The 26,976-nt window shown below is 41.4% G+C and carries 24 protein-coding genes and 1 tRNA gene; 17 read left to right on the top strand and 8 right to left on the bottom strand.

The features are described 5' to 3' along the window. Nucleotide 1: 1 nt before the first annotated feature. The 4 genes from lpxA to P2G54_RS12180 are packed head-to-tail and all read right to left on the bottom strand — an operon-like array spanning nt 2 to nt 4,482. Nucleotides 2-781, bottom strand: coding sequence for an acyl-ACP--UDP-N-acetylglucosamine O-acyltransferase (lpxA, locus tag P2G54_RS12195; RefSeq protein WP_275871492.1), 780 nt, complete (start codon nt 779-781; stop codon nt 2-4). After that, nucleotides 778-2,172, bottom strand: a complete 1,395-nt coding sequence (locus P2G54_RS12190; RefSeq protein ID WP_275871491.1) for a bifunctional UDP-3-O-[3-hydroxymyristoyl] N-acetylglucosamine deacetylase/3-hydroxyacyl-ACP dehydratase — start codon at nt 2,170-2,172, stop codon at nt 778-780. Before P2G54_RS12190 ends, lpxA begins: the two co-directional genes overlap by 4 nt. A gap of 37 nt (nt 2,173-2,209) precedes the next feature. After that, complete coding sequence (lpxD, locus tag P2G54_RS12185; RefSeq protein ID WP_275871489.1) at nt 2,210-3,232, bottom strand: UDP-3-O-(3-hydroxymyristoyl)glucosamine N-acyltransferase; 1,023 nt, start codon at nt 3,230-3,232, stop codon at nt 2,210-2,212. A gap of 17 nt (nt 3,233-3,249) precedes the next feature. Continuing rightward, nucleotides 3,250-4,482 (bottom strand): HD domain-containing protein, encoded by a 1,233-nt coding sequence (locus tag P2G54_RS12180; RefSeq protein WP_275871487.1) that lies wholly within the window; start codon nt 4,480-4,482, stop codon nt 3,250-3,252. A gap of 56 nt (nt 4,483-4,538) precedes the next feature. Between P2G54_RS12180 and P2G54_RS12175 the strand changes: the two genes are divergently transcribed. The 3 genes from P2G54_RS12175 to P2G54_RS12165 are packed head-to-tail and all read left to right on the top strand — an operon-like array spanning nt 4,539 to nt 7,737. Further along, a complete protein-coding gene (locus tag P2G54_RS12175; RefSeq protein ID WP_275871485.1) occupies nt 4,539-6,095 on the top strand; it encodes a PglZ domain-containing protein in 1,557 nt (518 codons plus the stop codon). 9 nt (nt 6,096-6,104) lie between these two features. Beyond that, the gene (tsaE, locus tag P2G54_RS12170) at nt 6,105-6,536 is read left to right on the top strand and encodes a tRNA (adenosine(37)-N6)-threonylcarbamoyltransferase complex ATPase subunit type 1 TsaE (RefSeq protein WP_275871484.1); all 432 of its coding nucleotides are present in this window, start codon (nt 6,105-6,107) and stop codon (nt 6,534-6,536) included. After that, on the top strand, nt 6,526-7,737 hold the full coding sequence (locus P2G54_RS12165) for an alanine dehydrogenase (protein WP_275871482.1): 1,212 nt from the start codon (nt 6,526-6,528) through the stop codon (nt 7,735-7,737). The genes tsaE and P2G54_RS12165 overlap by 11 nt, the downstream gene beginning before the upstream one ends. Here P2G54_RS12165 and P2G54_RS12160 read toward each other — a convergent pair whose 3' ends face one another. After that, nucleotides 7,738-8,211: a response regulator gene (locus P2G54_RS12160; RefSeq protein ID WP_275871481.1), complete on the bottom strand. Its 474-nt coding sequence runs from the start codon at nt 8,209-8,211 to the stop codon at nt 7,738-7,740. It lies immediately after the preceding gene. Nucleotides 8,212-8,422: 211 nt separating this feature from the next. On the opposite strand from P2G54_RS12160, the gene P2G54_RS12155 reads away from it, so the two are divergent. The 5 genes from P2G54_RS12155 (at nt 8,423) to P2G54_RS12135 (ending at nt 15,175) form a co-directional block, all read left to right on the top strand. After that, nucleotides 8,423-10,693 (top strand): Rv1355c family protein, encoded by a 2,271-nt coding sequence (locus tag P2G54_RS12155; protein WP_275871479.1) that lies wholly within the window; start codon nt 8,423-8,425, stop codon nt 10,691-10,693. Nucleotides 10,694-10,699: 6 nt separating this feature from the next. After that, nucleotides 10,700-11,386 carry a hypothetical protein gene (locus tag P2G54_RS12150; RefSeq protein ID WP_275871478.1) on the top strand — a complete coding sequence of 229 codons (687 nt, stop codon included), beginning with the start codon at nt 10,700-10,702 and terminating at the stop codon, nt 11,384-11,386. After that, nucleotides 11,383-13,485: a 7TM diverse intracellular signaling domain-containing protein gene (locus tag P2G54_RS12145; RefSeq protein WP_275871476.1), complete on the top strand. Its 2,103-nt coding sequence runs from the start codon at nt 11,383-11,385 to the stop codon at nt 13,483-13,485. Before P2G54_RS12150 ends, P2G54_RS12145 begins: the two co-directional genes overlap by 4 nt. Continuing rightward, on the top strand, nt 13,478-14,566 hold the full coding sequence (locus P2G54_RS12140; RefSeq protein WP_275871475.1) for a hybrid sensor histidine kinase/response regulator: 1,089 nt from the start codon (nt 13,478-13,480) through the stop codon (nt 14,564-14,566). Before P2G54_RS12145 ends, P2G54_RS12140 begins: the two co-directional genes overlap by 8 nt. Before the next feature lie 69 nt (nt 14,567-14,635). Further along, a complete protein-coding gene (locus tag P2G54_RS12135) occupies nt 14,636-15,175 on the top strand; it encodes an inorganic diphosphatase (RefSeq protein WP_275871473.1) in 540 nt (179 codons plus the stop codon). Between the two features lie 24 nt (nt 15,176-15,199). On the opposite strand, the gene P2G54_RS12130 is transcribed toward P2G54_RS12135, so the two are convergent. Next, nucleotides 15,200-15,658, bottom strand: a complete 459-nt coding sequence (locus P2G54_RS12130; protein ID WP_275871471.1) for a hypothetical protein — start codon at nt 15,656-15,658, stop codon at nt 15,200-15,202. After that, nucleotides 15,645-16,250 carry an ACP phosphodiesterase gene (locus tag P2G54_RS12125; RefSeq protein WP_275871470.1) on the bottom strand — a complete coding sequence of 202 codons (606 nt, stop codon included), beginning with the start codon at nt 16,248-16,250 and terminating at the stop codon, nt 15,645-15,647. The genes P2G54_RS12130 and P2G54_RS12125 overlap by 14 nt, the downstream gene beginning before the upstream one ends. Before the next feature lie 61 nt (nt 16,251-16,311). On the opposite strand from P2G54_RS12125, the gene P2G54_RS12120 reads away from it, so the two are divergent. Continuing rightward, nucleotides 16,312-18,243, top strand: a complete 1,932-nt coding sequence (locus P2G54_RS12120; protein WP_275871468.1) for an AAA domain-containing protein — start codon at nt 16,312-16,314, stop codon at nt 18,241-18,243. Nucleotides 18,244-18,271: 28 nt separating this feature from the next. Here the strand turns inward: P2G54_RS12120 and P2G54_RS12115 are convergent, their stop codons facing one another. Continuing rightward, on the bottom strand, nt 18,272-18,808 hold the full coding sequence (locus P2G54_RS12115; protein ID WP_275871466.1) for a DUF4924 family protein: 537 nt from the start codon (nt 18,806-18,808) through the stop codon (nt 18,272-18,274). A gap of 199 nt (nt 18,809-19,007) precedes the next feature. Between P2G54_RS12115 and lepA the strand changes: the two genes are divergently transcribed. The 8 genes from lepA (at nt 19,008) to P2G54_RS12075 (ending at nt 26,895) form a co-directional block, all read left to right on the top strand. Beyond that, nucleotides 19,008-20,795 carry a translation elongation factor 4 gene (lepA, locus tag P2G54_RS12110; RefSeq protein ID WP_275871465.1) on the top strand — a complete coding sequence of 596 codons (1,788 nt, stop codon included), beginning with the start codon at nt 19,008-19,010 and terminating at the stop codon, nt 20,793-20,795. Nucleotides 20,796-20,886: 91 nt separating this feature from the next. Continuing rightward, nucleotides 20,887-21,771 (top strand): bifunctional methylenetetrahydrofolate dehydrogenase/methenyltetrahydrofolate cyclohydrolase FolD, encoded by an 885-nt coding sequence (gene folD / locus P2G54_RS12105; RefSeq protein WP_275871463.1) that lies wholly within the window; start codon nt 20,887-20,889, stop codon nt 21,769-21,771. Nucleotides 21,772-21,844: 73 nt separating this feature from the next. Beyond that, nucleotides 21,845-21,927 (top strand) — tRNA-Leu (locus P2G54_RS12100). 94 nt (nt 21,928-22,021) lie between these two features. Further along, complete coding sequence (locus P2G54_RS12095; protein ID WP_275871461.1) at nt 22,022-22,561, top strand: DsrE family protein; 540 nt, start codon at nt 22,022-22,024, stop codon at nt 22,559-22,561. A 154-nt stretch (nt 22,562-22,715) separates the two neighbouring features. Next, nucleotides 22,716-24,599, top strand: a complete 1,884-nt coding sequence (locus P2G54_RS12090; RefSeq protein ID WP_275871460.1) for an amidophosphoribosyltransferase — start codon at nt 22,716-22,718, stop codon at nt 24,597-24,599. A gap of 122 nt (nt 24,600-24,721) precedes the next feature. Next, nucleotides 24,722-25,774: a M42 family metallopeptidase gene (locus P2G54_RS12085; protein ID WP_275871458.1), complete on the top strand. Its 1,053-nt coding sequence runs from the start codon at nt 24,722-24,724 to the stop codon at nt 25,772-25,774. Between the two features lie 126 nt (nt 25,775-25,900). Continuing rightward, a complete protein-coding gene (locus tag P2G54_RS12080; RefSeq protein ID WP_275871457.1) occupies nt 25,901-26,659 on the top strand; it encodes a DUF1080 domain-containing protein in 759 nt (252 codons plus the stop codon). Then, complete coding sequence (locus P2G54_RS12075; RefSeq protein WP_275871455.1) at nt 26,656-26,895, top strand: hypothetical protein; 240 nt, start codon at nt 26,656-26,658, stop codon at nt 26,893-26,895. Before P2G54_RS12080 ends, P2G54_RS12075 begins: the two co-directional genes overlap by 4 nt. Nucleotides 26,896-26,976 lie beyond the last annotated feature (81 nt).

Below are 26,976 nucleotides of genomic sequence, written 5' to 3'. Positions count from 1 at the left end.
ATTAATGAATGTAGCCTTTCATGACTCCACGCTCAGATGATCGAATGAAGTTCAAAATCTCATCTCTTTCTTTTGTAGCCGGCAAGTTGACCTCGATTTCTTCCAAAGCCCGACTGTTGTTTAAGCTATTAAGGAAAAGGTAACGGTAAACTTCTTGGATATGAGCGATGATTTCACTGCTGAATCCTCTTCTTCTCAAGCCTAGCGAGTTAACCCCCGCATAGGATAAAGGTTCTCTTGCAGCTTTGGTGAATGGAGGGACATCCTTTCGAACGAGTGAGCCACCGGAAATCATGGAATGCATTCCGATTTTTACAAATTGGTGGATAGCACTTGATCCACCAACAATTGCCCAGTCGTCAATTGATACGTGACCGGCAATCTGAACAGCGTTGGCGATAATTACATTACTTCCAATCACACAATCGTGAGCTACGTGCACATATGCCATCAGAAGGCAGTTGCTTCCAATTACAGTTGTTTGTTTATCTACTGTACCTCTACTGATGGTTACACATTCGCGGATGGTGGTATTATCCCCAATCACAACCGTAGATTCCTCTCCTTGAAATTTTAGGTCTTGAGGAATTCCTGCAATTACCGCCCCGGGGAAAATTTTACAGTTTTTTCCAATCCGAGCTCCAGGGAAAATAGTTACGTTGGGTCCAATCCATGTGTTTTCTCCAATGATCACATCTTCATGAATCATGGTAAAAGGACTGACTTCAACCGTTTTGTCCAGTTGAGCTTTTGGATCTACGTGAGCTAAAGGGCTTATCATGATTCTTTTCGGGTTATACTGGCAGTCATTACAGCCTCACAAACCAAGGTGTTGCCCACATAGGCTTCCCCTCTCATTTTTGCAATTCCTCTTCGGATAGGAGCCAATAATTCACATTTGAAAATCAATGTGTCTCCAGGAAGTACCATTTTTCTAAACTTGCAACTTTCGATCCCCAGGAAATAGGTCCAATAGTTTTCAGGATCTTCCACGGTACTCAATACCAAAATTCCTCCGGTTTGGGCCATGGCTTCCACTTGCAATACTCCAGGCATCACCGGGTTCCCAGGAAAGTGCCCCATGAAAAATGGCTCATTGATCGTGACGTTTTTAACTCCTGCTACCACAGTTTCATCCAAATAAATGATTTTATCAAGTAATTGGAAGGGGTATCTATGCGGCAGAATATTGCTGATCTGGTTGATGTCCATCACAGGAGGGAGCTTTGGGTCATAATGAGGGATATGAGTGGATCCCGATTTTTCCATTGCCCGCTTAAGTTTTTTTGCAAATGCCACATTGGCGGCATGTCCTGGTCTGGCCGCTAAAATCTGGGCCTTCAACGGTCTTCCTACCAATGCCAAATCACCCACTACATCCAGAAGTTTATGTCTTGCGGGTTCGTTTCTGTAGCGAAGATCCACATTGTTGAGGATTCCTTCTTTTTTGACTTCTACACTTGGCTTATTGAACATCTTGGCTAGATGAGCCAATTCTTTTTCCTCTACAACCCTGTCAACTACTACGATAGCGTTATTTAGATCTCCTCCTTTTATCAGATTGGAGTTGTAAAGCATCTCCAATTCATGAAGAAAACAGAATGTTCTACAAGAAGCGATCTCTGATTTAAATTGCCCAATGTCAGTAATGGATGCATGCTGACTTCCCAAAACAGGAGAATTGTAGTCAACCATTACGGTGACACGGTAATTGTCAGTAGGAAGGGCTACCATTTCTACTTCACGAGAGCTGTCCTTGTACTGGATGCTTTCCTGAACTTCAAAAAACCTTCTCAGTGCATTTTGCTCTTCCAATCCAGCATCTTCCAGTACTTCTATAAACTGGATTGAAGAACCATCCATAATCGGCGGCTCCGGTCCATCCAGTTGAATCAATACGTTATCAATCTCAAGTCCCACCAAAGCTGCCAAAACATGTTCCACTGTATATACGCGGGCTCCGTTTTGCTCAAGGGTAGTACCTCTGGAAACATCCACGACCAAATCACAATCTGCATCGACGGTGGGTCTTCCTTCCAAGTCAACTCTCTGGAATTTAATGCCGTGATTTGGAGGGGCGGGAACAAAGGTCATGTTTGAAATCACGCCAGTGTGTAATCCCACACCGGATAATTCTACCTGCCTTTTAATTGTATGCTGTTTTACTTTCATTTCTTTTTCAGCCTCTTGGGATACTTGGGGCGCAAAATTACGCCTTTTTTTCCAGTTCTTTAAGCCGTTTCTCCAGGTCTTCCAGATTTTTAAAAATCGAATAGGATTTCAGGAAGTTTTTGAGCTCCATACCCATGTACCCAAATAAGGTGGTTCCCGGTGTTTTGATGGACTTGCTTATTCCCGTGTTGGCACCTATGGTAGTGTTGTCGGCAATTTTAATATGACCGACCAAACCAGCTTTACCCGCAATGACACAGTTTTTTCCGATTTCGGTTGAGCCTGAAATTCCTGCTTGAGATGCGATTACAGTATTTTCTCCAACTGTTACATTATGGGCAATCTGAACCTGATTGTCAATTTTTGCACCCTTCTTGATCAAAGTGGATCCCATAGTGGCACAGTCTATAGTGGTATTAGCGCCTATACTTACGAAGTCTTCGATTACTACATTCCCGATTTGAGGAATAGCTTTATAACTTCCGTCAGGTTGTGGGGCAAATCCAAATCCATCCGAGCCAATTACTGCTCCTTCATGGATTTCACAGTTATTTCCGATTTTGGTATCTGAACAAATTTTTACTCCTGCATGGATAATGGTATGGTCGCCTACCGTGACATTGTCTCCTAGATAGGCTTGGGGGTGGATTTTGACTCCATTTCCAATTCTACAGTTTTTTCCAATGTAGGAAAAAGCCCCCCTGTATCCATTTTCACCCATTTTACTGCTTTCATGCATGAAGCTGGGTTCTTCTACTCCTACGTATGAAGCTTTTGCAAATTGGGAGTAAGCCTCCAATAATGCAGTAAACCCCAGATAGGCGTCCTTTACACGGATGAGATTTGTTTTTACAGGTTTTGAAGGCTTGAAGCCTTCTGAAACAATTACAGCCGTGGATTCTGTTTGGTAGATAAAGGGCTCGTATTTTTCGTTGGCCAAAAAACTGATTCCTCCGGCTTTCCCTTCCTGAATTTTGTCAAGTCTGGACACCTTTTGGGTTTCATCTCCCTCGACAGATCCTTGAAGAAGTGCTGCTAATTGTCCTAAAGTGAATTCCATAACTGCTTTTGACAGATTTAATTTTTTAAAATTAAGTTTTTGGCTCTACATACATAATGCTTCTCAACGATTTTACTCATGACTTTGATATTCGGTAAATCTGCCGCCTGAGCTACGTCGATTACTTCTCCTTTTTTGGTAAGGATATTGATCCTATCCTTGATCAGATAGCCATAATTGCTCACTCTTCCATGTGAAAAGAAATAATCCAGATCCTCTTCCGGAATCTGTAGTTTTTTGAGGGTTTTCTCCCGCATGTCCGCAATTTCCGAGTTGGAAAATGCTTCATTGCTCAAGTTTATTTTAAACAGGTTTCGGGATAAGAACATTTGAGAAATGTTTCTTAGAATATAATCGGGATGCTTTTTCCAGAGCTTTACTGCTCCCCAAATATCATAATCGTCAAGCTCAAGGAAAATTTTCAACAAGTCCGGTTTTTCAATAAAGTCCGTCTTGCTTACTTCATGTCCCAAAAGGAAATCAAACTCATCGGTAATCATGAAGCGTTCTCCTGATCTACGAAGAAATTTGGCGCGGTTGATCAGGTTGATGAGCATTTTTTCGGCACTGACAGTGGTTTTGTGCAGGTAAACCTGCCAATACATCAATCGCCTTGCACTCAAGAAGTTTTCGATGGAGTAAATTCCTTTTTCCTCAATGACAATGTTGTCATTTTTTACATCCATCATTTTAATGATACGATCAGCCCCAATTGTTCCTTCTGAAACTCCCGTAAAGAAGCAATCTCGCTGAAGATAATCCAGACGATCAATGTCCAATTGACTGGAAACAAGCTGATGGAAGAACTTTCGCTTATATTGATTCTTAAATATTCTTAAAGTTAGGTCAAGTTTGCCACCTAATTCTTTGTTCAGGAGTTCAATTATTTGAAGGGAAAGCACTTCATGAGGAACGGATTTAAGCAAGCTGAATTCAAGGGCATGGGAAAAAGGTCCATGTCCAATATCATGCAGAAGGATAGCGATCAATGCCGCCTCATATTCTTGGTCACTGATTTCTGTACCTTTGTTTCTGAGGTTGTCTAGGGTAATACTCATCAGATGCATGGCACCTAAGGCATGATGGAAGCGAGTATGAAGTGCCCCAGGATAGACAAAATCAGTAAGCCCCAGTTGTTTGATCCGGCGCAATCTCTGAAAGTAGGGGTGATCAATAATGGTAAAAATCAACTCGCTCGGAATGGAAATGAATCCATAGACGGGGTCGTTCAGTATTTTCTGGCTTTTCAAGGAGGCCTGTTTTGTTTACCCAAAAGTAGTTAATTTTAAAAGAAACCGAATTAGTAATGACCCAAAAATCCAGTATACTCTGGGCAGATGATGAAATAGACCTGCTCAAGCCCCATATTCTTTTTTTACAACAAAAAGGATATGATATAACCACGGTCAATTCGGGGATTGATGCTGTGGAGGAAGTCGAGAACCATAATTTCGATGTTATTTTTTTGGATGAAATGATGCCCGGAATGACCGGTTTGGAAACCCTGCAGCAAATCAAGCAGATCAAACCCCAGATCCCTGTGGTCATGATCACCAAAAGTGAGGAGGAGCATATCATGGATGATGCGATCGGAGGAAAAATCGCAGATTACCTGATTAAGCCACTCAACCCCAGCCAGATTTGGCTTTCAGTAAAGAAAATTCTTCAAAACCGGCAGTTGATTGAGGAAAGAACTACACATTCCTATCAGCAGGATTTTATGAATATCAGCATGGCAATTGGTGAAGCTGAGGATCATGAAGATTGGGCAAATATTTACCGGAAGTTGACCTATTGGGATATTCAGATTGATAGTACTGAGAACAAAAGCATGCATGAAGTGCTGGAGACTCAAAAAACGGAGGCTAATTCTTCTTTTGCCAGATTTGTCAAGGATCATTACTTGACTTGGTTGGAGGAGAAGAACCAACAGAAACCCATGCTTTCCAATCAGGTGATGAAGCGCAAGGTCTTCCCAAAAATAAAGGAAAAGAAACCTTTGTTTTTTATAGTAATAGATAATCTCCGATTGGATCAGTGGGAGGAAATTGAGCCTTTGCTGACCCCCTATTTCAATGTAAGGGAAAAGGATACCTACTACAGTATTTTACCTACTACCACTGCCTATGCAAGAAATGCCCTTTTTAGCGGGATGATGCCATTGGATATGGCTAGGTTTTACCCCAATCTTTGGGAGGATGAGGACTCTGATGACGGGAAAAATAATTTTGAAGAGGACTGGCTGAAAATCAACCTTGAAAAAAACAGGATTCAATGTAAGACTTCTTATTCCAAAGTGATTCAGACTAATCAGGGAAAAGCAGTTCTTGACCAGTTTCATTCCATGCTTCAAAATGAGTTGAATGTACTTGTTTATAATTTTGTGGACATGGTCTCCCATGCCCGAACCGATATGAAGATGATTCGGGAATTGGCTCCGGATGAATCAGCTTATCGCTCTTTAACCAAAAGCTGGTTTGAACATTCAAGCCTTTTTGAGTTGCTGAAAAAAATCCAGGCAGCGGGAGCAGAGGTTGTAGTAACCACAGACCATGGAACAAAAAAAGTCAACCGTCCCTATCGTATCATAGGTGATAAAAATGTAACTACGAATCTTCGCTACAAGCAGGGTAAAAATCTGAATTTTGAAGGAGGAAAGGTATTTGAAGTGCGAAAACCGGAAGAAGCAAAGCTTCCTAAATTAAATGTATCCTCTACCTATGTGTTTGCTGTTGAGGATTATTTCTTCGCTTATCCCAACAATTACAACTATTATGTGAATTATTATAAGGATACTTTCCAGCACGGAGGCGTATCTTTGGAAGAAATGATCGTACCGATCGTACATCTTTCACCTAAATAGTTTGATGAATTGAAGTCTTTTACCTATCGATTAGATGAACTTCCTCGACTTGCCGCTCAGGTTATAGAAGAAGGCGGAAGCGAAAAAATATGGGTTTTTCAAGGACAAATGGGTGCGGGAAAAACTACTTTGATAAAAGCCTTAGCTGATCATTTTCAGGTAGTGGATCAAGTAAGTAGCCCTACTTTTGGGATTGTAAATCATTATGAGACCCAAAAGGGGGAAACGATTTATCATTTTGACTTTTATAGGCTTGAAGATCCTTCAGAGGCATTGGATATCGGAATTGAAGAGTATTTTTATAGTGGGAATTATTGCTGGATGGAGTGGGCTGAAAACATAGGTACACTTCTTCCGGATCAATTTTTTCTGATTAAAATTGAGGTAATTGCCGATCAGGAACGAAAAGTTACACTTCAACATATCCAAAATGCCCACTGACCTGAAAGAACTCACTGCTGTTGGAATGATTCCAAAAGAGTCGCCAGCCTTGGTGAAAAGAGGAGGAGAGTCCATTACCGTTGGCCTTCCAAAGGAAAAATCCAATGAAGAAAAACGAGTAGTGATTACGCCGGAGTCAGTTGGATTACTGACTAATAACGGCATCCAAGTGATTGTGGAAACCGGAGCAGGGCTTCATGCGAAATTTTCTGACCAGGATTATTCCGATGCAGGTGCCAAAATAGCCTATTCAAGTAAAGAGGCTTTGGAAGCCCAGATTGTATTAAAGGTAGATCCTCCGACTTTGGAGGAAATAGGGATGATGTCCCCTGGAAGTTGTCTGATTTCAGCGCTTCAGTTGGGAAGGCAAAGCCGTGAGTTTATTCAGACTTTAAATGCAAAAAAAATCATCTCGGTTGCTTTTGAATATTTAGAGGATAAAGTAGGTGGGATGCCTGTAGTGAGAGCTATGTCCGAAATAGCGGGAAGTACTGTAATGCTGATTGCTTCCGAATATCTTTCCAGTGTGAATGATGGAAAAGGACTGATGATGGGGGGAGTAACTGGTGTGCCTCCTACTCAGGTAGTGATTATTGGGGCGGGAACAGTTGCAGAGTACGCAGCAAGAACTGCCTTGGGTTTGGGCGCAAATATTAAAGTTTTTGATAATCATATTTACAAACTCCGAAGACTCAAACAATTGTTGGGTCAGCAAGTCTATACTTCTACTATTGATAACTTTACGCTCAATCAAGCACTTTCTGAAGCAGATGTGGTAATTGGAGCTCTCCGAGCGGAAAAGGGCAGAAACAAGGTGGTGATCAGCGAGGAGATGGTGGCCAATATGATGCATGGAAGCATCCTCATAGATGTGGGAATTGACCAGGGGGGATGCATAGAGACAGGGAGAATGACCACCCATGAAAACCCAACCTATAAGGTTCATGACATCATCCATTATTGTGTTCCCAATATTGCATCAAGAGTAGCCCGTACGGCGTCCTATTCCTTAAGTAATATCTTCACCCCAATAATTCTGCAGATGGCAGACCTAGGTGGAGCCGAGGAAATGATTTTTAATTACAAATGGTTTTTGAGAGGGGTTTATACTTACAGAGGAAGTTTGACCAATGCCTATTTGGCCAAAAAATTCGATCTCAATCACAAGGAATTGCAACTGCTATTGGCAGCTAGATACTAATTAGGAAAGCAGGTTTTGACGGAGCAGAAACTCCAATTGTTCGTTTGCTTTGATTAAGGCTTGGGTAAGCTGCTCATTTTCCCTTCTCAGAGTAAAGATTTCATAGGCGTTTTTGATTACAGTCCTAAGATAATCCTCTTCCCAAGGCTTGGTGAGGTAGTGGTATACCTGCCCCTTATTGATGGCGTCAATCACAGCTTGAATATCTGTATAGCCAGTCAAAAGGATTCTGATGGGGCTAGGGTGTGTAGGGATAATGGTTTCCAAGAATTCAACACCTGTAGTTTCGGGCATTCTTTGGTCGGTGATGACAATTTCAATATCCTCGTTATTCAGGATATCTATCCCTTCTTTCGCAGAATTGGCAAGGAATATTTTGTAATCCCTTCGAAAAGTAGCTTTGAATGCCTGAAGATTGTTTTCTTCATCATCGACATAAAGGATTTTTATTTTTTCTTCAGTCTTACCTTCCATTCAGATTACACGATAAAATTTTTATGAAATTAAACTCCAAATAATTATTTTTTTAAATAAAAAACAAGTCTTAAATCCTATGTCTTTAATCAACAATTAGTTTAAATTATAATTTGATATGAAAAGCAAATATTTGTATCAAAAAGTTTGAGATGTTAAATCAAAAACTAATTTTACAAGAAGTATCACCCTTAGTAGCGCTAAAAATTGAATGATTACTTCTCCAGCAAGTGATTTCACTGAACAGGTTTACCCGATCATTTTTGACTCCTCCAACCCTTCAGATCTACATGAGTTATCTACCTTGTTAGGTTCGTCTAGTTTGAGAGTAGTTGATCAGATCGAAAGTCAAATAATAGACTTAATTAAGTCGGATCATCCCAATAAGCAGTTTTCTAAAGAGGAACTCGCGCTTAAGCTTGATGAGTTCTACGAAAAACATCCTAAGGATTCTTATGGAAACTGGGTGTATTATCCCTGGAAGCAAACGGTTGTTCACTTGTTGCCGGAAAGGGAGTTTGTGAAAATCCGGACCATCAGAAATTGTTATAAAATCACTCCGGCGGAGCAGGAAATGCTTGCCGGAAAAAAAGTGGGGATTGTGGGGCTCTCTGTAGGTCAAAGTATCGCTTTTGCAATGGCTTTGGAAAGAAGCTGCGGGGAAATGAGGCTGGCAGACTTTGATTCGCTTGAACTCAGTAACCTCAATCGTTTAAAGGCGGGAGTTACAGACTTGGGAGTGGAGAAAGTGGTGATAGCTGCACGTGAGATTTCTGAAATAGACCCTTACTTAAAACTCACCTTGTATAGGGATGGAGTTAATGAGAATAATGTTGATGATTTTCTCCTGAAGGGAGGAAAGCTTGACTTGCTGATTGATGAGTGCGATAGCTTGGATATCAAGTTTTTGTTGAGAGAGAAAGCTAGGAATCAATACATTCCTGTAATGATGGAAACTTCAGATAGGGGGATGTTGGATATTGAACGCTTCGATGATGAACCTCAAAGGCCTTTGTTTCACGGTGCAGTCGGTAATTTGGATGTTAATACGCTTAGGGATTTATCCAATGTTCAAAAGGTAGCTATGGCTGTTAAAATAACAGGATTGGATACCCTTTCACCTCGAGCAAAGGCATCTCTGTTAGAAGTTGGGCAGACAATATCATCTTGGCCCCAACTGGCTTCAGCTGTTTACCTAGGGGGGGCAACTGTAGCTCATGTGGGAAGAAGACTTTTGCTGGAGGAACCTGTCAAATCTGGAAGATTTTATGTGGACCTTGATGACCTTGTAAAAGTTGAAATTGTTGAATCTTCTTTTGATGTTAAAGATTTGATCAGTGTTCCTAAGGAGGATTTTGTAAGAAATCTTCCAAAAAATGTTTTGCCTTCCGGTTACCTGCTTTCAGGAGAGGAATTGAAAAACCTGGTTGAATCTGCAAATCAGGCGCCTTCAGGGGGGAATATTCAACCATGGATTTGGATTTTTGACAAGCGAGGTGTTTTGCATCTTTTTCACGATCAGGCAAGAAGTCATTCACTTTTGGACTTTAAAGGGACAGGTTCTTTGTTCGCTTTTGGAGCGGCTTTGGAAAATCTTAGGTTGACGGCGGCCAAAATGGGGCTGGAAGTAGAAATCATAACACAGATTAAGGAGTTCGGAGAAGACTGTATAGCAAGCATTCGATTCGTGTCGAAATCTACCTCATCCTTGCAGGTACCCTATGCTGAATTGGAACGAGGGATTAATATCAGATGTACCAGCCGTAAAAATCCTCCTAAGAGACCACTTGACCCCAAGTTGGTAGAGGAAATCTATGCTATTGTTAATTCCTCAGATTTAATTTTGGAATCAATTTCAGAAAATGAAGATTTGGAGACTCTATCGCATGCGATAGGTGGAATGGACAGGATGCGGCTTTTTCATGAGCAGGGCTTAAAGGATTTCATTGCAGAGGTAAGATGGAATGAAAAAGAAGCGCAGGAAACAAAAGATGGTATTGATATTGCGACGCTGGAATTGAGTGGAGCGGAGCGAGCTGCCATGGGACTTTTGAAGGATCCGAGAACTGTAAGATTCTTCCGGAAGTTTTTGATGGGCTATGGTCTTACCAAGATTTCCCATCAAACCCTGATGTCATCCTCGGAAGTTTTTCTTCTGCAAGCCAAGGATTTCTCAGTAAAATCCTACCTGGAAGCGGGAAAAATTCTTCAAAGAATTTGGATTCTTGCCAATTTGAATGGGGTGAGTTTTCAACCGGTGACAGCAGCCTTGTTTATATTTCATAAAATAAAATGGGATTCCGATCACGGATTCACGACTGAGGAGGTAGCTATGATAAATGAATACAAAAAAGAGTTCAATACTCTTTTTAACCGGGAGCTTAAAAATGAAGAAATATTTATGTTTAGGTTGAATTATGCGGGAGAACCCTCTATGAGATCTTATCGGAGGGATGTTAATGAAAGCCTTGTTATTCAATAAAAACCTATGTTTCGATTAATCGCATTTAAAGCGGTCGATGATCCCGAAAGATGCCAGAAGTTTATAGAAGGACATAGGCAAGTTCTGGAAAGTATAGGGGTGAAAAAGGTAACGTCAGCCAATGATACCTGGGTAAATAACCCCGACGTGATCGTTGTGATTGTGGAATCCATGGAGGATGGGTTGATTTATGGCGGGGCTAGAATTCACAAAGCGAATGCGGAGTTTCCCTTGCCAATAGTTGAAGCAGTCGAGGACCTGGACAAGTCCATCCGTGACATTATCAACAAAGACTTGGATGCCGGTACGGGAGAAGTTTGCGGTTTGTGGAATTCAAGGAAAATTACTGGTTTGGGGATTGGAGCGATTTTTATGTCCAAAGCGTGCTTGGCCTTGACTCCCAAACTAGGACTTACCTCTTTATATGCACTTTTAGCACCCACTACGGTGAAATTGGGATTCGAGACTGGCTATGAGATTTTAACTGAAGTAGGGAATAACGGGACTTTTTATTACCCAAAACTGGACTTGATTGCCACTGCCATGAAATTGCATGATGCAATTAATTTACCACTAACAACCCCTGAGTTTAGAGAATCAGTTTTTAAAATCAGAAACAACAAACGATTATTAATAGAAGAGAATTACAGAGGGAGGAGCGTTCAACTTGAATATACATCGTATTTAGAATGAAAAGACTTATAATTTTTATAAATCTAGTATTGCTTTTTGCTTCATGCGATTCGCACAATAAGGAAAGAGATTTTGAATTTATCGGTTACCTTCTTGAGTCGGATCAGGTAAATGATATAAACTCTTTCATTGGTTCAAGTGCAGAATCAATAAACTTGGTTGAAGATCAATACATATCATTGGGGCATTATGATCATGATATTTTTATAAAACTGGTAGTTGATCAAAGGTTCAAGGATGATAAGGAGATCCGGCTTTCTTTCAACAATCCCATGCTCAATGTAATTGAAGTCTACGATTCTCAAGGGGAATCTATTGCTCATTTAGGGCGAATGAATTTCTCCAAGAATGATTTCGAAAGCTTTTTCAATACAGTCACTCTTCCAGTAAACGGAGATCGAACTTTTTTTGTAAAAGTCCAGAGTTTTGGAAGTGTAAATATTCCTTTTGAAATAATTAAGGGGTCAGATCCAGGCTTGACAATTGACGAAAGAAATGTGCTCTTTGGGATTTATTTCGGTATTGTCATTGCGATGTTCTTTTACAATTTATTCCTCTGGACATCTACCAAAGATATAATTTATGCTTATTACATAGCCTATATTTTTGCTGTAGGAGCCACCCAGGGTATAATGGCAGGATATCTGGATGTAGTTCTTTGGCCTGATAATTTGTTCTTGAAACAAAACTCCTTTTTTCTGGCAACAGTTGTTGTGAACATTTTCGGGATTTTTTATTCATTGAAGTTTTTGATCATTCAAGATTTAAACAAAAAGCTGTTCAAAATCGGAACTACTATAATCTATGTTTATGGAATAGTTTTTCTTTCTTTCCTGTTGGATTTTGGGACAATCAACTCCAAGGTCAGAGTGTTACAGGTTTTCCTGGGGGTGGTTCCATTGTATTTGCTGGGAATTTCTATTTACAGTTTTAAGAAGGGATACCGACCGGCCAAGTTCTTTTTAATGTCTTGGTCCTTTTTGATCTGTAGCATGATCATTTTCCTGTTGGCAGACTTGAATATCTTGCCGCACAACTTCTTCACTAATTACATTTTTACTATCGGATCCGCTGTCGAGGCACTTTTGCTTTCATTCGCATTGGCGGATAAGATCAATATTCTAAAGAAGGAAAAAGAAAACGAGCAGGCAGAAAGACTCCGGGTGTTAAAGGAAAACGAAGAACTGATCCGCGAACAGAACACTGTTTTGGAAGAAAAAGTCCGACATAGAACGGATGAATTGGAACAGGCGCTCAAAAACCTGCAAAATACCCAAAGCCAATTGGTAAGTCAGGAGAAGATGGCATCTTTAGGCCAGTTGACTGCAGGTATTGCCCATGAAATCAACAACCCTATCAATTTTGTGAGTTCGAATATCACTCCATTAAAAAGGGATATTGCGGATATCATGGAAGTGATTGAATTCTATAGAGAAACGGGAAATAAGGTATTCGATGAGGCTTCCAAGAAAAAGGCCAAATCTCTTGAGGAAGACCTTGAGCTCGATTATGTCTTGGATGAAGTAGATCAGTTGCTAAAGGGGATGGAAGAAGGAGCCAAGCGGACCGTAGAGATTGTAAAAGGCCTTAGACTGTTCTCAAGAGTTGATGAGCAGGATGTTAAAAAGGTCGATTTGCATGACGGGATCAACAGTACCCTGATTTTGCTAAACAGTTCTATTCCTGGTAAGATCCGGATTGTTCGTGAATTTGGTGAATTGCCTATGGTAGAATGTTTGGCAGGTAAGATCAACCAGGTCTTTATGAATATCATCAATAATGCCGTACATGCACTAAGCGACCACATTGATACCATCGCCGATCCAAAAATTGAAATCAGAACCAAATCTCAGGGAGATACGGTGGTTGTGGAGATTTCGGATAATGGACCGGGGATGCCTGAGCATGTGAAGCAGCGTATTTTCGAACCTTTCTTTACAACAAAGGCAGTTGGAAAGGGTACAGGTTTGGGGCTTTCAATAGTTTATTCTATTATTGAAAATCACAAGGGAACTCTGGAAGTTGATACGGAAGAAGGCCAGGGGACAACTTTTATAATAACGCTTCCGGTTTATCAAAGTACATCGAAATATGCATAGCAAAATTCATGTGCTCTATATCGATGATGAGGATAATAACCTCAAATCCTTCAGAGCCACCCTGAGAAAGGATTTTAAAATTTTTACTGCTATTGATGCAGAAGAAGGACTTCATATTGCTCAGACGGAGGAAGTCCATGTGGTGATTGCTGATCAGCGCATGCCTGGAATGACAGGTACTGAGTTTTTTGAAAAAATGGTAAAAATCAATCCTGATCCGATCAGGATTTTACTTACCGGTTATTCGGATATTGCCAGTGTAATTGACGCCATCAATAAGGGCGAGGTTTACAGGTTTATAGACAAACCATGGAATATTGAGCAGATCAAACATTCTATCCGGAATGCGGCTGATATTTACTTCATGCGACAAGAGCTCAAAGAAAAAAATATCAAGCTTCAGAAGCTTCATTCGGAAATGAATCAGTTTGTATATAGTCTTTCCCATGAGCTTCGTGGCCCTTTGATGAGTATTTCAGGAGTTTCCAAATTGGCTAAAATGGAGTTGAATGATCCGAATATTTTAGAATATTTTGAGATGATAGACTCCGCAACGGTTAAGCTGGATGATTTTATTTACAAAATGCTGGATTTCTATCGCTCTACTAAAATCGATCATAAAATCGCCTTGATCGATTTCAAAGAGGTGGTGGCCCAGCAGATGGAGGCCTATCATGCCAAGTTTGACTTGAGCCTGTTTGAAATTAACCAGGTTGTCAATCAGGAAGGAGATTTTTATTCTGATGACGCCAAGATCCGGGTTATCCTCAATAACCTATTCAGCAATGCAGTGCAGTTTCATAAGCATGAATCAGATGAAAAGAAAATTACCCTTTCTGTTGATGTGAAAGATGGAGAGGCAGTAATAATTTTGGAGGACAATGGAATAGGAATAGAGGATAGGCATCATCCCGAAGTATTCAACTTATTTACCCGTGCAACCCAAAAAAATGTAGGTACTGGATTGGGGCTGTATATGGTCAAGGAAGCGGTGGAACAATTGGGTGGGCAAATTGAATTGGATTCTCAATTGGATCATGGCACTACCATCAAGGTTGCTCTTCCTAGTCTAAATCCATAGATCTCTCTGGGCTTTTTAGCAGTAAAGCGTATCTTTGCACCCTGACTTTTTATCAAAAGACGAAAAATTATGATTAATCCGTGGCATGATGTCAATGTAGGGAAGGATGCACCAGAGTATGTAATGGGCGTCATTGAAATCCCAAAAGGTAGCAAAGGCAAGTACGAGTTGGACAAGAAAACAGGGATGTTGAGCTTGGACCGCGTTCTGTTTTCAGCAGTGCACTACCCAGCAAATTATGGTTTTATTCCACAGACCTTCTGTGAGGATCATGACCCTTTGGATATTCTTATTATATCACAGATTGATATTCCTTCCATGACTCTGGTCAATGCCAAAGTGATCGGCGTGATGAGAATGATTGATGGTGGTGAAGCTGATGACAAAATCATCGCTGTTGCAGCTGGCGATCAGTCTGTCAACTACATCAATGATATTGATGAATTGCCTCCTCATTTGATGAAGGAAGTTCATAGGTTCTTTGAAGATTATAAGAAGCTGGAAAACAAGGAAGTAAAAGTGGAGGATTTTCTGGGCAAGGAAGATGCAATGAGAATTATCAAGGAAAGCATCGAGCTTTATGACCGAAACTTTAGAACGAAACGTTAAATCAAAAAAAGCCTAAGTAATCACTTAGGCTTTTTTCTTTTTCACTTGCTGTTTTGGAGCTTTTTTGTGGAGGTATTTGACCAATTCCGTGTAGGATTCATGCTCATGATTGGAAATGGAAATGGACTGCTTGTCCGAAAAAGCAATGGTCAGTTGCTTGAATTCCCTCTTATTAGCGACGACCACTTCTTCCTCCCAAGCCAGAATTGAACTTACAGGATACGCTTTTTGATAGCCTCTTAAAGGAAGTTTTACAATAATTTGGTCTCTACCTGCGGTAATGAATCGAAATCCTGCCATCATTTTAACAAGCAGCATCAAAAGTACTAAGGTGATTAGGGTAGCAGATATTAGATAAAACCACAAACCGAAACTGCCTTTATACGCAAAGTCTCTCAGGATCATGATAAGTCCTGCCAGTAAAATCACCACAATCAGGCCAAGAGAAAAGTAGGTTGAACCTTTGGGTTTAATCGAAATCATGGGCTTTTTTTATTTCCTTGAGTTTTTCTAGGGCAAAAGTCTCCAAATCCCTGAAGAAAGTGAAAAAAATCACCTCAAATTCTGCTTCTTTTTCCAAAAGCATCAAATGGGCGTTTTCCATTTTGGATTCAAATCGGGTGCGTTTGGACATGCCTGTCAAGGTCTGCTGAACTCCACGGATACTCCCATAGTTATAGAGCCAATTGTCTTTTCGCATCCAATAATACATAGCAGAAAAGCGCTCAGGAAACCAATCTGAGTTTTTGTCTAGGGTATCATAGGTTTTTTGGATAAAATCCTCCAAGCTGATATCGGAGAAGTTTTTCCAATGTTTGATTAAAAGGTAATCGAAAAAAATATCTGTAATTACCGATGCATAATGACCACACTCAGGCCTGAGGAAGGTTTGCCCTGCTTTTACAAGAGGATGTGTATCCGTGAATGTGTCAATTTCCCTGTGTAGAAAAATCCCCATTCTTATTTCAATTGGGAAATCGTTGATCTGTCTGCCTTTTACAAAATCCGCAATAAAATTCCCCACCAGGATTTTTTCCTGTCTAAAAGACAAATAGGCGTGGGCGAGAAAATTCATACTTATATAATATCAGTAAACCTACTCAGGATTTCTTAGCTTCACCCTAAAATACGGATTGATGGACAAAGTCAGGGAAGAATTAAAGAATGGACTGAAACTTCTTAAAAAGGAATGGCAGGAAGATCTGGCCCAGTACAAAAAGAAATTCCTGAATACTTCTCTTGCTGACAAGAAGAAAGAAGGGATCACTTGGCATCCTATTTTGGTCAAAAAGTCGAAAATAGGAATGGGAGAGCGGCTTTTGGTAGAAATTGAGAAGTTGGACCAATTCCAGTCTTCGGCATTTCAGTCTGGGAAATCAGTGGCTTTTTTCAGTACCCAGGAAGGATATAATACCTCCGAAAATCGGATCAATGGGGTGATCAACCAGGTCAAAAAAGACAGTATGGTCGTGACTCTTCAGTGTGACGAACTTCCGGATTGGATGGACAGTAGTAGATTGGGAGTGGACTTATTGTTTGATGAGGCCAGTTACCGAGAGATGGAATTTGCTTTGAAAAAAGTCATGGATCCTGAACAGCCCCGACTAAAGGAACTGAGGGATATTTTTTTGGGAGAGGCTTCTCCCAAATTCTCCGAAAAGAAATGGTTTGAACTGGATCAGCTTAATTTTTCCCAGAACCAAGCTTGTCAAAAAATCGCCAATGCCCGGGATGTTGCCATTGTCCATGGCCCTCCGGGAACGGGTAAGACTACAACTTTGATTGCTGCCATTGCAGATGCGGTATCCCAAAACCAATCGGTATTGGTATGTGCACCCAGTAATGCTTCGGTGGATTTGTTGGTGGAGAATCTAACTGACAAAGGTATAGAAACCCTGAGGCTTGGCCATCCCGCAAGGGTTGAGGAAAAAATCCTGAATCAGACTTTGGATGCCAAAACCGTTTTTCATACGAGTTATCGGGACCTGAAGAAGCTTAGAAAAGAAACAGACCAATATCTAAAGCTGGCCAAGCAATATAAAAGAAATTTTGGACCGGAAGAGCGGGCACAACGTAAATTGCTGTTTGCGGAAGTGACCCGTTTGAGGGAGGCTTCCAAGCAGTTAGAGGAATACATCCAGTACGATATTTTTCAGCGCACCAAAGTATTTGCCACGACACTTGTTGGGGCATCCTCTTATCACCTTAAAGGGATGATATTTGATGTGGTTTTTATCGATGAGGCAGCACAAGGTCTGGAAGCGGCTACATGGGTGCCAATCCTGAAGGCCAAAAAAGTTGTGCTTGCCGGAGACCATTTTCAATTGCCTCCAACCATCAAGTCCTACGAAGCAGCCCAAGAAGGTCTTTCGGAAACCTTATTCGAAAAAATCATCAAACGAAAACCCATTACAGCGCAATTGCTTCAGGTACAATACCGGATGCATGCAGATATTATGGGTTTTTCCAATGGTTATTTTTACAAGGAGCAATTAGTGGCGGCGGAGAATACGCAAACCCACTTTTTTCCTGAGGAAGGTGTTTTGGAATGGATAGATACAGCTGGTTCGGGATTTTCCGAGCAGCTTGAGGCTGAAAGCCTGAGTACATTCAATCCTGAGGAGGCCCGCTTTGCCTGTAAATACCTCAATGATTTGGTAAAACGGATAGGGGTAGCCAAGTTCAAGGAAAACAATTGGACCATTGGTTTAATTGCACCCTATTCAGCCCAGGTTCGGGTGCTTAGAAGGTTGATTTTTGAGACTGTAGACTTTCCTAATCTGAGAGCTTTTTCTGATTTGATTACAATCGACACAGTGGATGGGTTTCAGGGACAGGAACGTGATCTGATGATGATTTCCCTGACCCGATCCAATTCAATGGGTGAGATAGGTTTCCTTTCGGATGCCCGGAGAATGAATGTGGCCTTGACCCGAGCAAAGAGAAAGCTGGTCTTGGTTGGAGATAGTGGTACTTTGGCCAGCAATCCTTTTTTTGATTCCTTATTGGGATATTTTGAGAAAAAAGGAGGGTACAGAAGTGTATGGGAATTTATGGACCTTGAGTGAATAATTCCGGTTAATTAAACACCAAAATTTAATTCCTGGAAATAATCTCCTGCTGGTAAACCAGATTTAGCAGACTTAAAAGTTGTCCGAAAGCTGTAGCTGCTGCCATTTGGGTGTCGCTAACTTTTTTGCCTAACAAACGACAAAGGAGCAAGCCATAAACTCCGTTCAGGCAAATTTGCACTTCATTACCCAGATCCTTTCCTTCTGCATCCACGACTGCTTGGATGATATGAGGTTTTGCTTGCTGATAAGTTTCGAAGTAGGTTTTGTCGGTTTTCAGGAGTTGCCAATGGATAGTAGAAAGTTCTTCTACTATTTTTTTTGTTTCTTCCAAATGACCCTTTTCCATGATTCCTTCCTCCTTCATTTTGTTTCGGAGCTCTTCAAACCAAAGGGAGATATCTTCTTTTTCCTGGCTTTCAACAGGATAGTGCGATACCACATACTGTTTGATTTCTTCCATATTGCCCTGATAGGACCGGATCAGGTCCTCCATTTGATAGAGATATAGGATGTATTCTGCAATGTTTTCCAGGCGCTTTTTTTCGGCGATGGTTTTCATAATTTCAGATTTTGTGCAAAAGTAAAACTTCTGGGGAAGCGAGAGTAGATTTTCAAGATGGGGATTCTAAATGCTAGAAGAAAACCTGGAAATATCACTCCTGTACCTATGTGAAAACTGAAGGCAGGCCAACTTAGCAAGGATTAAAATTTAGCGCTTAAATCCCCCTTTTTTTACTACTTTTGCGCCAAGAATGACTATGAAAAATATTAGAAATTTCTGTATCATCGCCCATATCGACCATGGGAAGAGTACATTGGCTGATAGGTTGCTGCAGTTTACCAATACGGTTACGGACCGGGAGATGCAGAACCAGTTGTTGGATGACATGGATCTGGAACGAGAACGTGGTATCACGATTAAGTCCCACGCCATCCAAATGAAATACAACTACAAGGGCGAGGAATATATCCTGAACCTAATTGATACTCCGGGACACGTGGATTTTTCCTATGAAGTTTCCCGTTCCATTGCAGCTTGTGAAGGAGCTTTATTGATTGTGGATGCCTCTCAGGGGATTGAAGCGCAGACTATTTCCAACCTTTACCTGGCATTGGGTCACGATTTGGAAATCATTCCTGTATTGAACAAAATAGATCTTCCCGGGGCAGACCCTGAAGTTGTTGCTGACGAAGTGATCGACTTAATTGGTTGCGACAGGGAAGATATCATCTTGGCTTCTGGAAAAGAAGGTTTGGGGATTGAGGATATTCTGAATGCTGTGGTGGAAAAAATCCCAGCTCCAACCGGAGATCCGGAAGCTCCACTTCAGGCGATGATTTTTGACTCTGAATTCAATTCCTTTCGTGGAGTGGAAGTAATCTTCCGAATATTCAACGGGACACTTAAGAAAGGAGACAAAATCAAGTTTGTCAATACAGGCAAGGAATACGATGCCGATGAGATCGGGATTTTAGGAGTTAATCAAATTCCCCAACAGGAAATGAGTGCGGGAAATGTTGGGTATCTGATTTCCGGAATCAAAGTGGCGAAGGAAGTGAAAGTGGGGGATACCATTACTCATACCAAGCGTCCTTGTGAAAAGGCTATTCAAGGTTTCGAAAACGTAAAGCCAATGGTATTTGCCGGTATCTATCCTGTGGATACTACGGAGTTTGAAGAACTCAGGGCATCTATGGAAAAGCTTCAACTGAATGACGCTTCCTTGGTTTGGGAACCCGAAACCTCCGCAGCTTTGGGCTTTGGTTTCCGTTGCGGTTTCCTGGGAATGCTTCACATGGAAATCGTACAGGAGAGATTGGAGCGGGAATTTGACATGACGGTGATCACTACTGTGCCTTCGGTCCAGTTCAGAGCATTGATGACCAATGATACCTATCAGGTGATCAACGCCCCTTCTGATATGCCCGACCCAAATAAATACAAGCATATTGAAGAGCCATTTGTCAAGGCTTCCATTATCACCGCAGCTGAATATGTGGGTCCCGTAATCCAACTTTGTATGGAGAAGCGAGGACAGATCAAAAACCAGGTTTACCTGACTGCAGAACGGGTGGAGTTGACCTTTGATATGCCTTTGGCAGAGATTGTTTTTGACTTCTTTGATAAATTGAAGACCATTTCCAGAGGATATGCTTCTTTGGACTATGAACTCAAAGGTTTCCAACCATCCCATATGGTTAGGCTGGATATCATGCTCAATGGGGAGCCTGTAGATGCACTTTCCGCAATCGTCCACAGGGACAAGGCTTATGAATGGGGCAAGCGACTTTGTGAAAAGCTCAAGGAACTGGTGCCTCGTCAAATGTTCGAAATTGCAATCCAGGCAGCAATTGGTACCAAGATTATTTCCCGAGAGACCGTAAAAGCCCTTCGTAAAAATGTGTTGGCGAAGTGTTATGGTGGAGATATTTCCAGAAAGCGAAAACTCTTGGAAAAGCAGAAAAAAGGAAAGAAGAGAATGAGACAAGTCGGCAATGTGGAAGTTCCTCAGGAGGCATTTATGGCGGTATTGAAGTTGGATTAATGTAACTTAAAGCAATCAATCGAATAGGACTCTGAAATCCATTTGCTTTTCTTCGGTTCTTTTCTTTCCATAAAATCTAAACACAAAAGCTATGGCTATACTAATAGACGGTAAAAAGACCTCCCAGGAAATTCAATCCGAAATCGCGGGAAGAGTATCTGAAATCAAAGCCGAAGGAGGCAAAGTACCGCATCTGGCGGCGATTTTGGTGGGTAATGATGGAGCAAGCCAAACCTATGTAAACGCGAAAGTGAAAGCCTGCGAACAGGTTGGTTTTGAGTCTACACTGGTACGTCTAGAAGATACTGTTTCCGAAGAGGAATTGCTTAAAGTCGTGGAGGATATCAATGAGAATCCTGAAATTGACGGGCTGATTGTACAGCTTCCTCTGCCAAATCATATTTCAGTAGAAAAGGTAACTGACAAGATCAAGCCTGAAAAGGACGTTGACGGATTCACTCCTTCCAACGTAGGTCGAATGGCCCTTAACTGGCCCGCTTATGTTGCAGCTACGCCTTATGGAATCATTGAATTGTTGAAAAGGTACAATATTGAGACCTCCGGAAAACACTGTGTAGTTATAGGAAGAAGCCATATCGTGGGTAGCCCCATGAGTATTTTGATGGCTCGCAATGGATATCCTGGGAATTCTACTGTGACTTTGACTCATAGCCGTACCGTGAATCTTTCTGAAATCACCCAAACAGCTGATATTCTGATTGTAGCTATCGGCAAGCCTGAATTTGTTACCGCCAATATGGTGAAACCGGGTGCAGTAGTCATTGATGTGGGAATCCATAGAATCGCGGATACCTCTAAAAAGTCAGGGTTCAGACTAATTGGTGACGTTAAATTTGGGGAGGTTGCGGAGAAAGCATCTGCGATTACACCTGTTCCGGGTGGAGTAGGTCCTATGACCATTGCGTCCTTACTTTACAATACCCTCTTAGCTGCCGAGAAAAAAGTTTACGGCTGAAAAAAAAGCTAAAAAAGGATAGAAAAGCGTTTGCTTCGAATGGGTAGGCTTTCTACTTTTGCAGACCCTAACCGCGCACGTGGTGAAACTGGTAGACACGCCATCTTGAGGGGGTGGTGCCCTACGGGTGTGGAAGTTCGAATCTTCTCGTGCGCACAGAGCCTTTCCTGATTTCAGGAGAGGCTTTTTTGATTAATGGGCATTTTTCGATTTGATTTTTGTTTACTTTTCGTTCATCAAACCTACCCACATGAAAAAGATACTGATTCCTGCATTTTTGATCCTCATGGGACTTTCTAGTTCCCTAATGGCCCAAACTCCAAATTACCCAATTGTTAAAGGTTTTGGGGGAGTATTTGTAATTGAAGATGCAACTGAACGTCCAGACCCTAGTTTGGAATACAAAGTTCTGGTGGACCTCATTTCCCCTGCGGAGGATCCAAAAGAAGTTAGCAGATTTGTGGAAAATGTCGCAAGACTCATGAACCTGCATGGTTTGGCAGGAGTACCCAAGGAGAGGTTGCATGTGAAAGTTATAGTGCATGGAGGCGCGATTTTTTCTATTCTAAACGATTCGAAATACAAGGATCGCTTTGAAGTGGATAACCCCAATTTAAAGGTGTTTGAGGCTTTGGAAGAAGCGGGTGCCGAGATATTGGTTTGCGGACAGTCTATGATAGCCAGGAAACTGAGTAAAGAAGACATTTGGCCAGGAGTGGAGATAGCCCATTCCATGTTGACTACCGCGACAACCTACGTTCCCCAGGGATATGTTATGCTTAGGTTCTGATTTTTGCGACGGCAATTCCTTGATTCGGAAATTTAATTTGGCTGGCTAGCCGAATTTTGAAATTGAGTGAGAAGTATTGGAACTATTTGGGAGGTTTATCTTTTAAATAAGCTTAAATTTGAATTCTCAAATATAAACCCACTAAGGTTCTCCAATGAGTGACGCAATCAAACACGAATGCGGTATTGCCATGGTAAGACTGAGAAAATCCCCTCAGTATTACATTGATAAATATGGAACTGCCGCCTTTGCTGCCAACAGGATGTACGTCCTGATGCAAAAACAAATCAACCGGGGCCAGGATGGTGCCGGGGTTGCCAATGTCAAAATCAACACCAAGCCCGGAACAAGATATATCAGCCGATATCGTTCCGTAGAGTCTTCTGCTGTCAATGACATCTTTGACAAGATCAACAAGAAATACAAGAAGGCCAAAAAACTCGGAGGAGATGAGGCTTTGACTGATGCCGAGTTTTTGAAGGAAAATATCGCGTTTTCTGGAGAGGTTTGGTTGGGCCATCTCCGCTACGGAACCCACGGGGAAAACAGTATTGAGACCTGTCACCCATTCCTCAAGCAAAACAACTGGAGAAGCCGAAACCTGGTCATGGCAGGGAATTTCAATATGACCAATGTAGAGCAACTTTTTGAAAAACTTGTCCAACTCGGACAGCATCCCAAAGAAAAGACCGATACCGTTACGGTAATGGAAAAGATAGGGCACTTTTTGGATGAAGAAAATCAACGGATTTTCGACAAGTACAAGCATCAGTATTCCAACGAACAAATCACCCAAGTAATCGAAGATGAACTGGATGTGGCACGAATCCTGAGAAGATCTTGCCGTGATTTTGACGGCGGGTATGCCATGGCAGGGATTATTGGAAACGGTTCCGCATTTGTAGTAAGGGACCCATCCGGAATTCGCCCGGCCTTTTATTATGCAGATGATGAGGTGATTGTGGTGGCTTCCGAAAAACCTGCCATCAAATCAGCTTTCAACATAGACTTCAAAGCCATCAAGGAAATTCAGCCTGGGCATGCCTTAGTTATCAACAAGGATGGTTCCTATACAGAGGCCGAAATTATGCCTGCCCGAGAAAAGAAATCCTGCAGTTTCGAGCGTATCTATTTCTCAAGAGGCACTGATCCGGACATTTATCAGGAAAGAAAAAACCTAGGTAAGGCTTTGGTTCCCCAGATTCTTCAAGCGATTGATTTTGATCTGAAAAACTCGGTATTCTCCTATATTCCAAATACAGCTGAGACAGCCTTTTTGGGGATGATTGAAGGCCTTGAGGAGTATTTGGTGGCCAAGCGAAAAGAGGTGTTTCTGGAGGGAAAACCCCATGTGGGAGATTTGGAAGAATTATTAAATTTTCGTCCAAGGGTAGAAAAACTGGTCAGCAAGGATGTCAAGTTGCGTACTTTCATTACCAATGATGACGACCGGGATACCATGGTGTCCAGCGTATACGATACGACCTATGAAGTAGTGAGGCCTGGTGTAGATACACTGGTTGTGATTGATGACAGTATTGTGCGGGGAACCACTTTGGAAAAAAGTATTCTAACCACTTTAGATAAATTGAGTCCCAAAAGGATTGTCATTGTTTCCTCTGCACCTCAGATTCGGTTTCCGGATTGTTACGGCATCGATATGTCCAAAATGAAGGAATTCATCGCATTTCGTGCTGCGCTGGCATTGTTGAAGGAAAGAAACATGACTCATATTTTGGATGAGGTTTATGAAGCATGTACTACCTATCCTAATTCCCAAGAGAATTTCGTGAAATCAGTTTACAGCCAATTTACCGATCAGGAGATTTCCGACAAGGTGGCTGAGATAGTCACCTCCCCGGATATCAAAGCGGAAGTAAAGGTGATTTACCAAACGGTGGACAACTTGCATCGATGTATCCCCGATCATCTTGGAGACTGGTATTTTACAGGAGACTATCCTACTGCAGGAGGAACTCAAGTGGTTAACAAGGCTTTTGCCTACTACATGGAAGGAAAGACTGTTAGGGCTTATTAAGCTTTCAATTTTCAGATTAGACAAAAGGGCACAGAGAAATTTTCTTTGTGCCCTTTCTCTTTTTATCTGTTTCAGTTGTGCTGAAAATAGCTATTTTCAGGTCTGATTGAAAATTGAATAAGATGGAAATAAATGTAGCCCTACTCAAAGAATTAACGGAAATAGCCGGTGCTCCTGGATTTGAAAAGCGTGTCCGCGATTTGGTCATTGAACTGGTAAAACCATTGGTGGATGAAGTGAAAACAGATAATCTGGGAAATGTCATTGCTCTCAAAAAAGGGATTAGAAATCCCGATGGTAAAAAAGTCATGGTAGCTGCCCACATGGATGAAATCGGATTTATGGTAACTCATATCGATGATCAGGGATTTCTGAGATTTCACACTTTGGGAGGCTTCGATCCCAAGACTTTGACCGCACAACGGGTGGTTGTTCATGGTAAAAAAGACTTAGTGGGAGTAATGGGAAGCAAGCCCATTCATGTGATGACTCAGGAAGAAAGAAATAAGCTGCCCAAAACCACCGATTTTTTCATCGATCTGGGAATGCCAAAAGAAGAAGTGGAAAAATTGGTTTCCGTTGGGGATCCGATCACTCGGGATAGGGAATTGATTGAAATGGGCGATTGTGTAAACTGTAAATCCATAGACAATCGAGTTGCTGTATTTATTTTGATTGAAGCGTTAAAGCAATTGGAGAATCCCGCTTATGATGTCTATGCAACGTTTACGGTTCAGGAGGAAGTGGGAATCAGAGGAGCCAATGTGGCTGCACATGGAATCAATCCTGATTTTGGAATTGCCTTGGATACAACCATTGCATTTGATGTGCCGGGAGCCCAGCCTCACGAAAAGGTGACTGAACTCGGAAAAGGTACGGCAATTAAGATCATGGATGCCATGACAATCTGTGATTACCGAATGGTGGAATTTATGAAGAAGACAGCTGATAAGGAGGCGATTACCTGGCAACCTGAAATCCTGACTGCAGGAGGAACGGATACTGCCGGAGTACAAAGGATGGGCAAGCAGGGTGCTATAGCCGGTGCTATTTCCATTCCAACCCGTCACCTTCACCAAGTGATTGAAATGGCTCATAAAAAGGATATTGCCGACTCCATCGCATTGTTGAAAGCTTGTCTTGAGCAAATAGATAGTTATAACTGGAGTCACTGATTTATACTATCATCGCCCTCTTGTGATATCAAAACCCAAGAGGGCTTTTTATAACCAAAAACCTATGAACTATTGAAAAAGGCTCTTTATCTCACTTCGGCTTGTTTACTTTTAGTATTGTTTTTTATGTTCTTTCGAGTTAATGAATCCTCTAGATGGTTGGTGCCTAGCCGATCAGAATGGAAGGTTTTGTTTAACGGGAAGGATTTAGAAGGCTGGATTCCCAAGATCCATCACCACGATGTCGGGGATAATTATGCGAGTACTTTTCGAGTCAAAGATGGTGCTATTGAGGTGAATTACGATGAGTATGGTTCATTTGAGGAGCGTTATGGTCATTTGTTTTATGAAAAGCCCTTTTCATCATTTCATTTAAAATGGGAGTATAGATTTACGGATCAGTGGTTGGAAGATGCGCCGAATTATACGTATAGAAATTCTGGTGTGATGTTTCATTCCCAGGCTCCTGAGACAATTTTGAAAGAACAGGATTGGCCAATTTCTGTAGAATGGCAGATGTATGCTGAAGAGGAAGAGGGAGTTCCTAGACCCACAGGGAATATGTGTTCTCCGGGTACGGATGTGGAATTTGAAGGAAAAATCGATGAGAGACATTGCATCAATTCCAGTGCTCCAACTTTCCAATGGGATGAGTGGGTGAAGGCAGACTTGATTGTTTATGAGGATTCCATTGTCCATCATCTGGTCAATGGAGATACGGTTTTGACTTATAAATTCCCACAGGTCGGTGGGGGAGTAGCTAACCGCTATGATCCTGCTTATAAGGTTGACGGAACCCCATTAAAGTCTGGATATATAGGATTGCAAAGTGAGGGACAAGGGGTTTTGTTTAGAGAAATTAAGATTCGAGAACATGAAAAATGATTGAAAATATTTTTTCCTCCTTGATTTTAGAGTGGATTGGAGCTCTTGTCAAATGGTTGATTATTTCACCATTCAATTTCTTCAAAGGGAAAAAAGTAAAAACTGTCAGGTTTTATTATGCAGGAGGAGGTTCAAAAAATGGGATTGATTTATTTTCTACTGGAGTTTCAAACATTGTAATTGGGATAATAAGTTGCGTGCTTTTTATGCTTCTTATAGTCAAGTTAATGGGTTGAAATACAGGATAATTCAAGCCTCTGTTTTAGCCGTGTGTCCAGTTCCAAAGTTCGATTTAAAACAAAAAACCGAAGCTGTAA

The sequence above is a fragment of the Algoriphagus sp. CAU 1675 genome (genome assembly GCF_029222925.1).
GTDB lineage: Bacteria > Bacteroidota > Bacteroidia > Cytophagales > Cyclobacteriaceae > Algoriphagus.
This window is presented reverse-complemented; position numbering and strand designations above follow the sequence as displayed.

Coding starts and splice junctions, on each gene's coding strand:
- lpxA (WP_275871492.1), bottom strand. CDS start 781: ATGATAAGCCCTTTAGCTCACGTAGATCCAAAAGCTCAACTGGACAAA.
- P2G54_RS12190 (WP_275871491.1), bottom strand. CDS start 2,172: ATGAAAGTAAAACAGCATACAATTAAAAGGCAGGTAGAATTATCCGGT.
- lpxD (WP_275871489.1), bottom strand. CDS start 3,232: ATGGAATTCACTTTAGGACAATTAGCAGCACTTCTTCAAGGATCTGTC.
- P2G54_RS12175 (WP_275871485.1), top strand. CDS start 4,539: ATGACCCAAAAATCCAGTATACTCTGGGCAGATGATGAAATAGACCTG.
- P2G54_RS12165 (WP_275871482.1), top strand. CDS start 6,526: ATGCCCACTGACCTGAAAGAACTCACTGCTGTTGGAATGATTCCAAAA.
- P2G54_RS12160 (WP_275871481.1), bottom strand. CDS start 8,211: ATGGAAGGTAAGACTGAAGAAAAAATAAAAATCCTTTATGTCGATGAT.
- P2G54_RS12155 (WP_275871479.1), top strand. CDS start 8,423: ATGATTACTTCTCCAGCAAGTGATTTCACTGAACAGGTTTACCCGATC.
- P2G54_RS12150 (WP_275871478.1), top strand. CDS start 10,700: ATGTTTCGATTAATCGCATTTAAAGCGGTCGATGATCCCGAAAGATGC.
- P2G54_RS12145 (WP_275871476.1), top strand. CDS start 11,383: ATGAAAAGACTTATAATTTTTATAAATCTAGTATTGCTTTTTGCTTCA.
- P2G54_RS12140 (WP_275871475.1), top strand. CDS start 13,478: ATGCATAGCAAAATTCATGTGCTCTATATCGATGATGAGGATAATAAC.
- P2G54_RS12135 (WP_275871473.1), top strand. CDS start 14,636: ATGATTAATCCGTGGCATGATGTCAATGTAGGGAAGGATGCACCAGAG.
- P2G54_RS12130 (WP_275871471.1), bottom strand. CDS start 15,658: ATGATTTCGATTAAACCCAAAGGTTCAACCTACTTTTCTCTTGGCCTG.
- P2G54_RS12125 (WP_275871470.1), bottom strand. CDS start 16,250: ATGAATTTTCTCGCCCACGCCTATTTGTCTTTTAGACAGGAAAAAATC.
- P2G54_RS12120 (WP_275871468.1), top strand. CDS start 16,312: ATGGACAAAGTCAGGGAAGAATTAAAGAATGGACTGAAACTTCTTAAA.
- P2G54_RS12115 (WP_275871466.1), bottom strand. CDS start 18,808: ATGAAAACCATCGCCGAAAAAAAGCGCCTGGAAAACATTGCAGAATAC.
- lepA (WP_275871465.1), top strand. CDS start 19,008: ATGAAAAATATTAGAAATTTCTGTATCATCGCCCATATCGACCATGGG.
- folD (WP_275871463.1), top strand. CDS start 20,887: ATGGCTATACTAATAGACGGTAAAAAGACCTCCCAGGAAATTCAATCC.
- P2G54_RS12095 (WP_275871461.1), top strand. CDS start 22,022: ATGAAAAAGATACTGATTCCTGCATTTTTGATCCTCATGGGACTTTCT.
- P2G54_RS12090 (WP_275871460.1), top strand. CDS start 22,716: ATGAGTGACGCAATCAAACACGAATGCGGTATTGCCATGGTAAGACTG.
- P2G54_RS12085 (WP_275871458.1), top strand. CDS start 24,722: ATGGAAATAAATGTAGCCCTACTCAAAGAATTAACGGAAATAGCCGGT.
- P2G54_RS12080 (WP_275871457.1), top strand. CDS start 25,901: ATGTTCTTTCGAGTTAATGAATCCTCTAGATGGTTGGTGCCTAGCCGA.
- P2G54_RS12075 (WP_275871455.1), top strand. CDS start 26,656: ATGATTGAAAATATTTTTTCCTCCTTGATTTTAGAGTGGATTGGAGCT.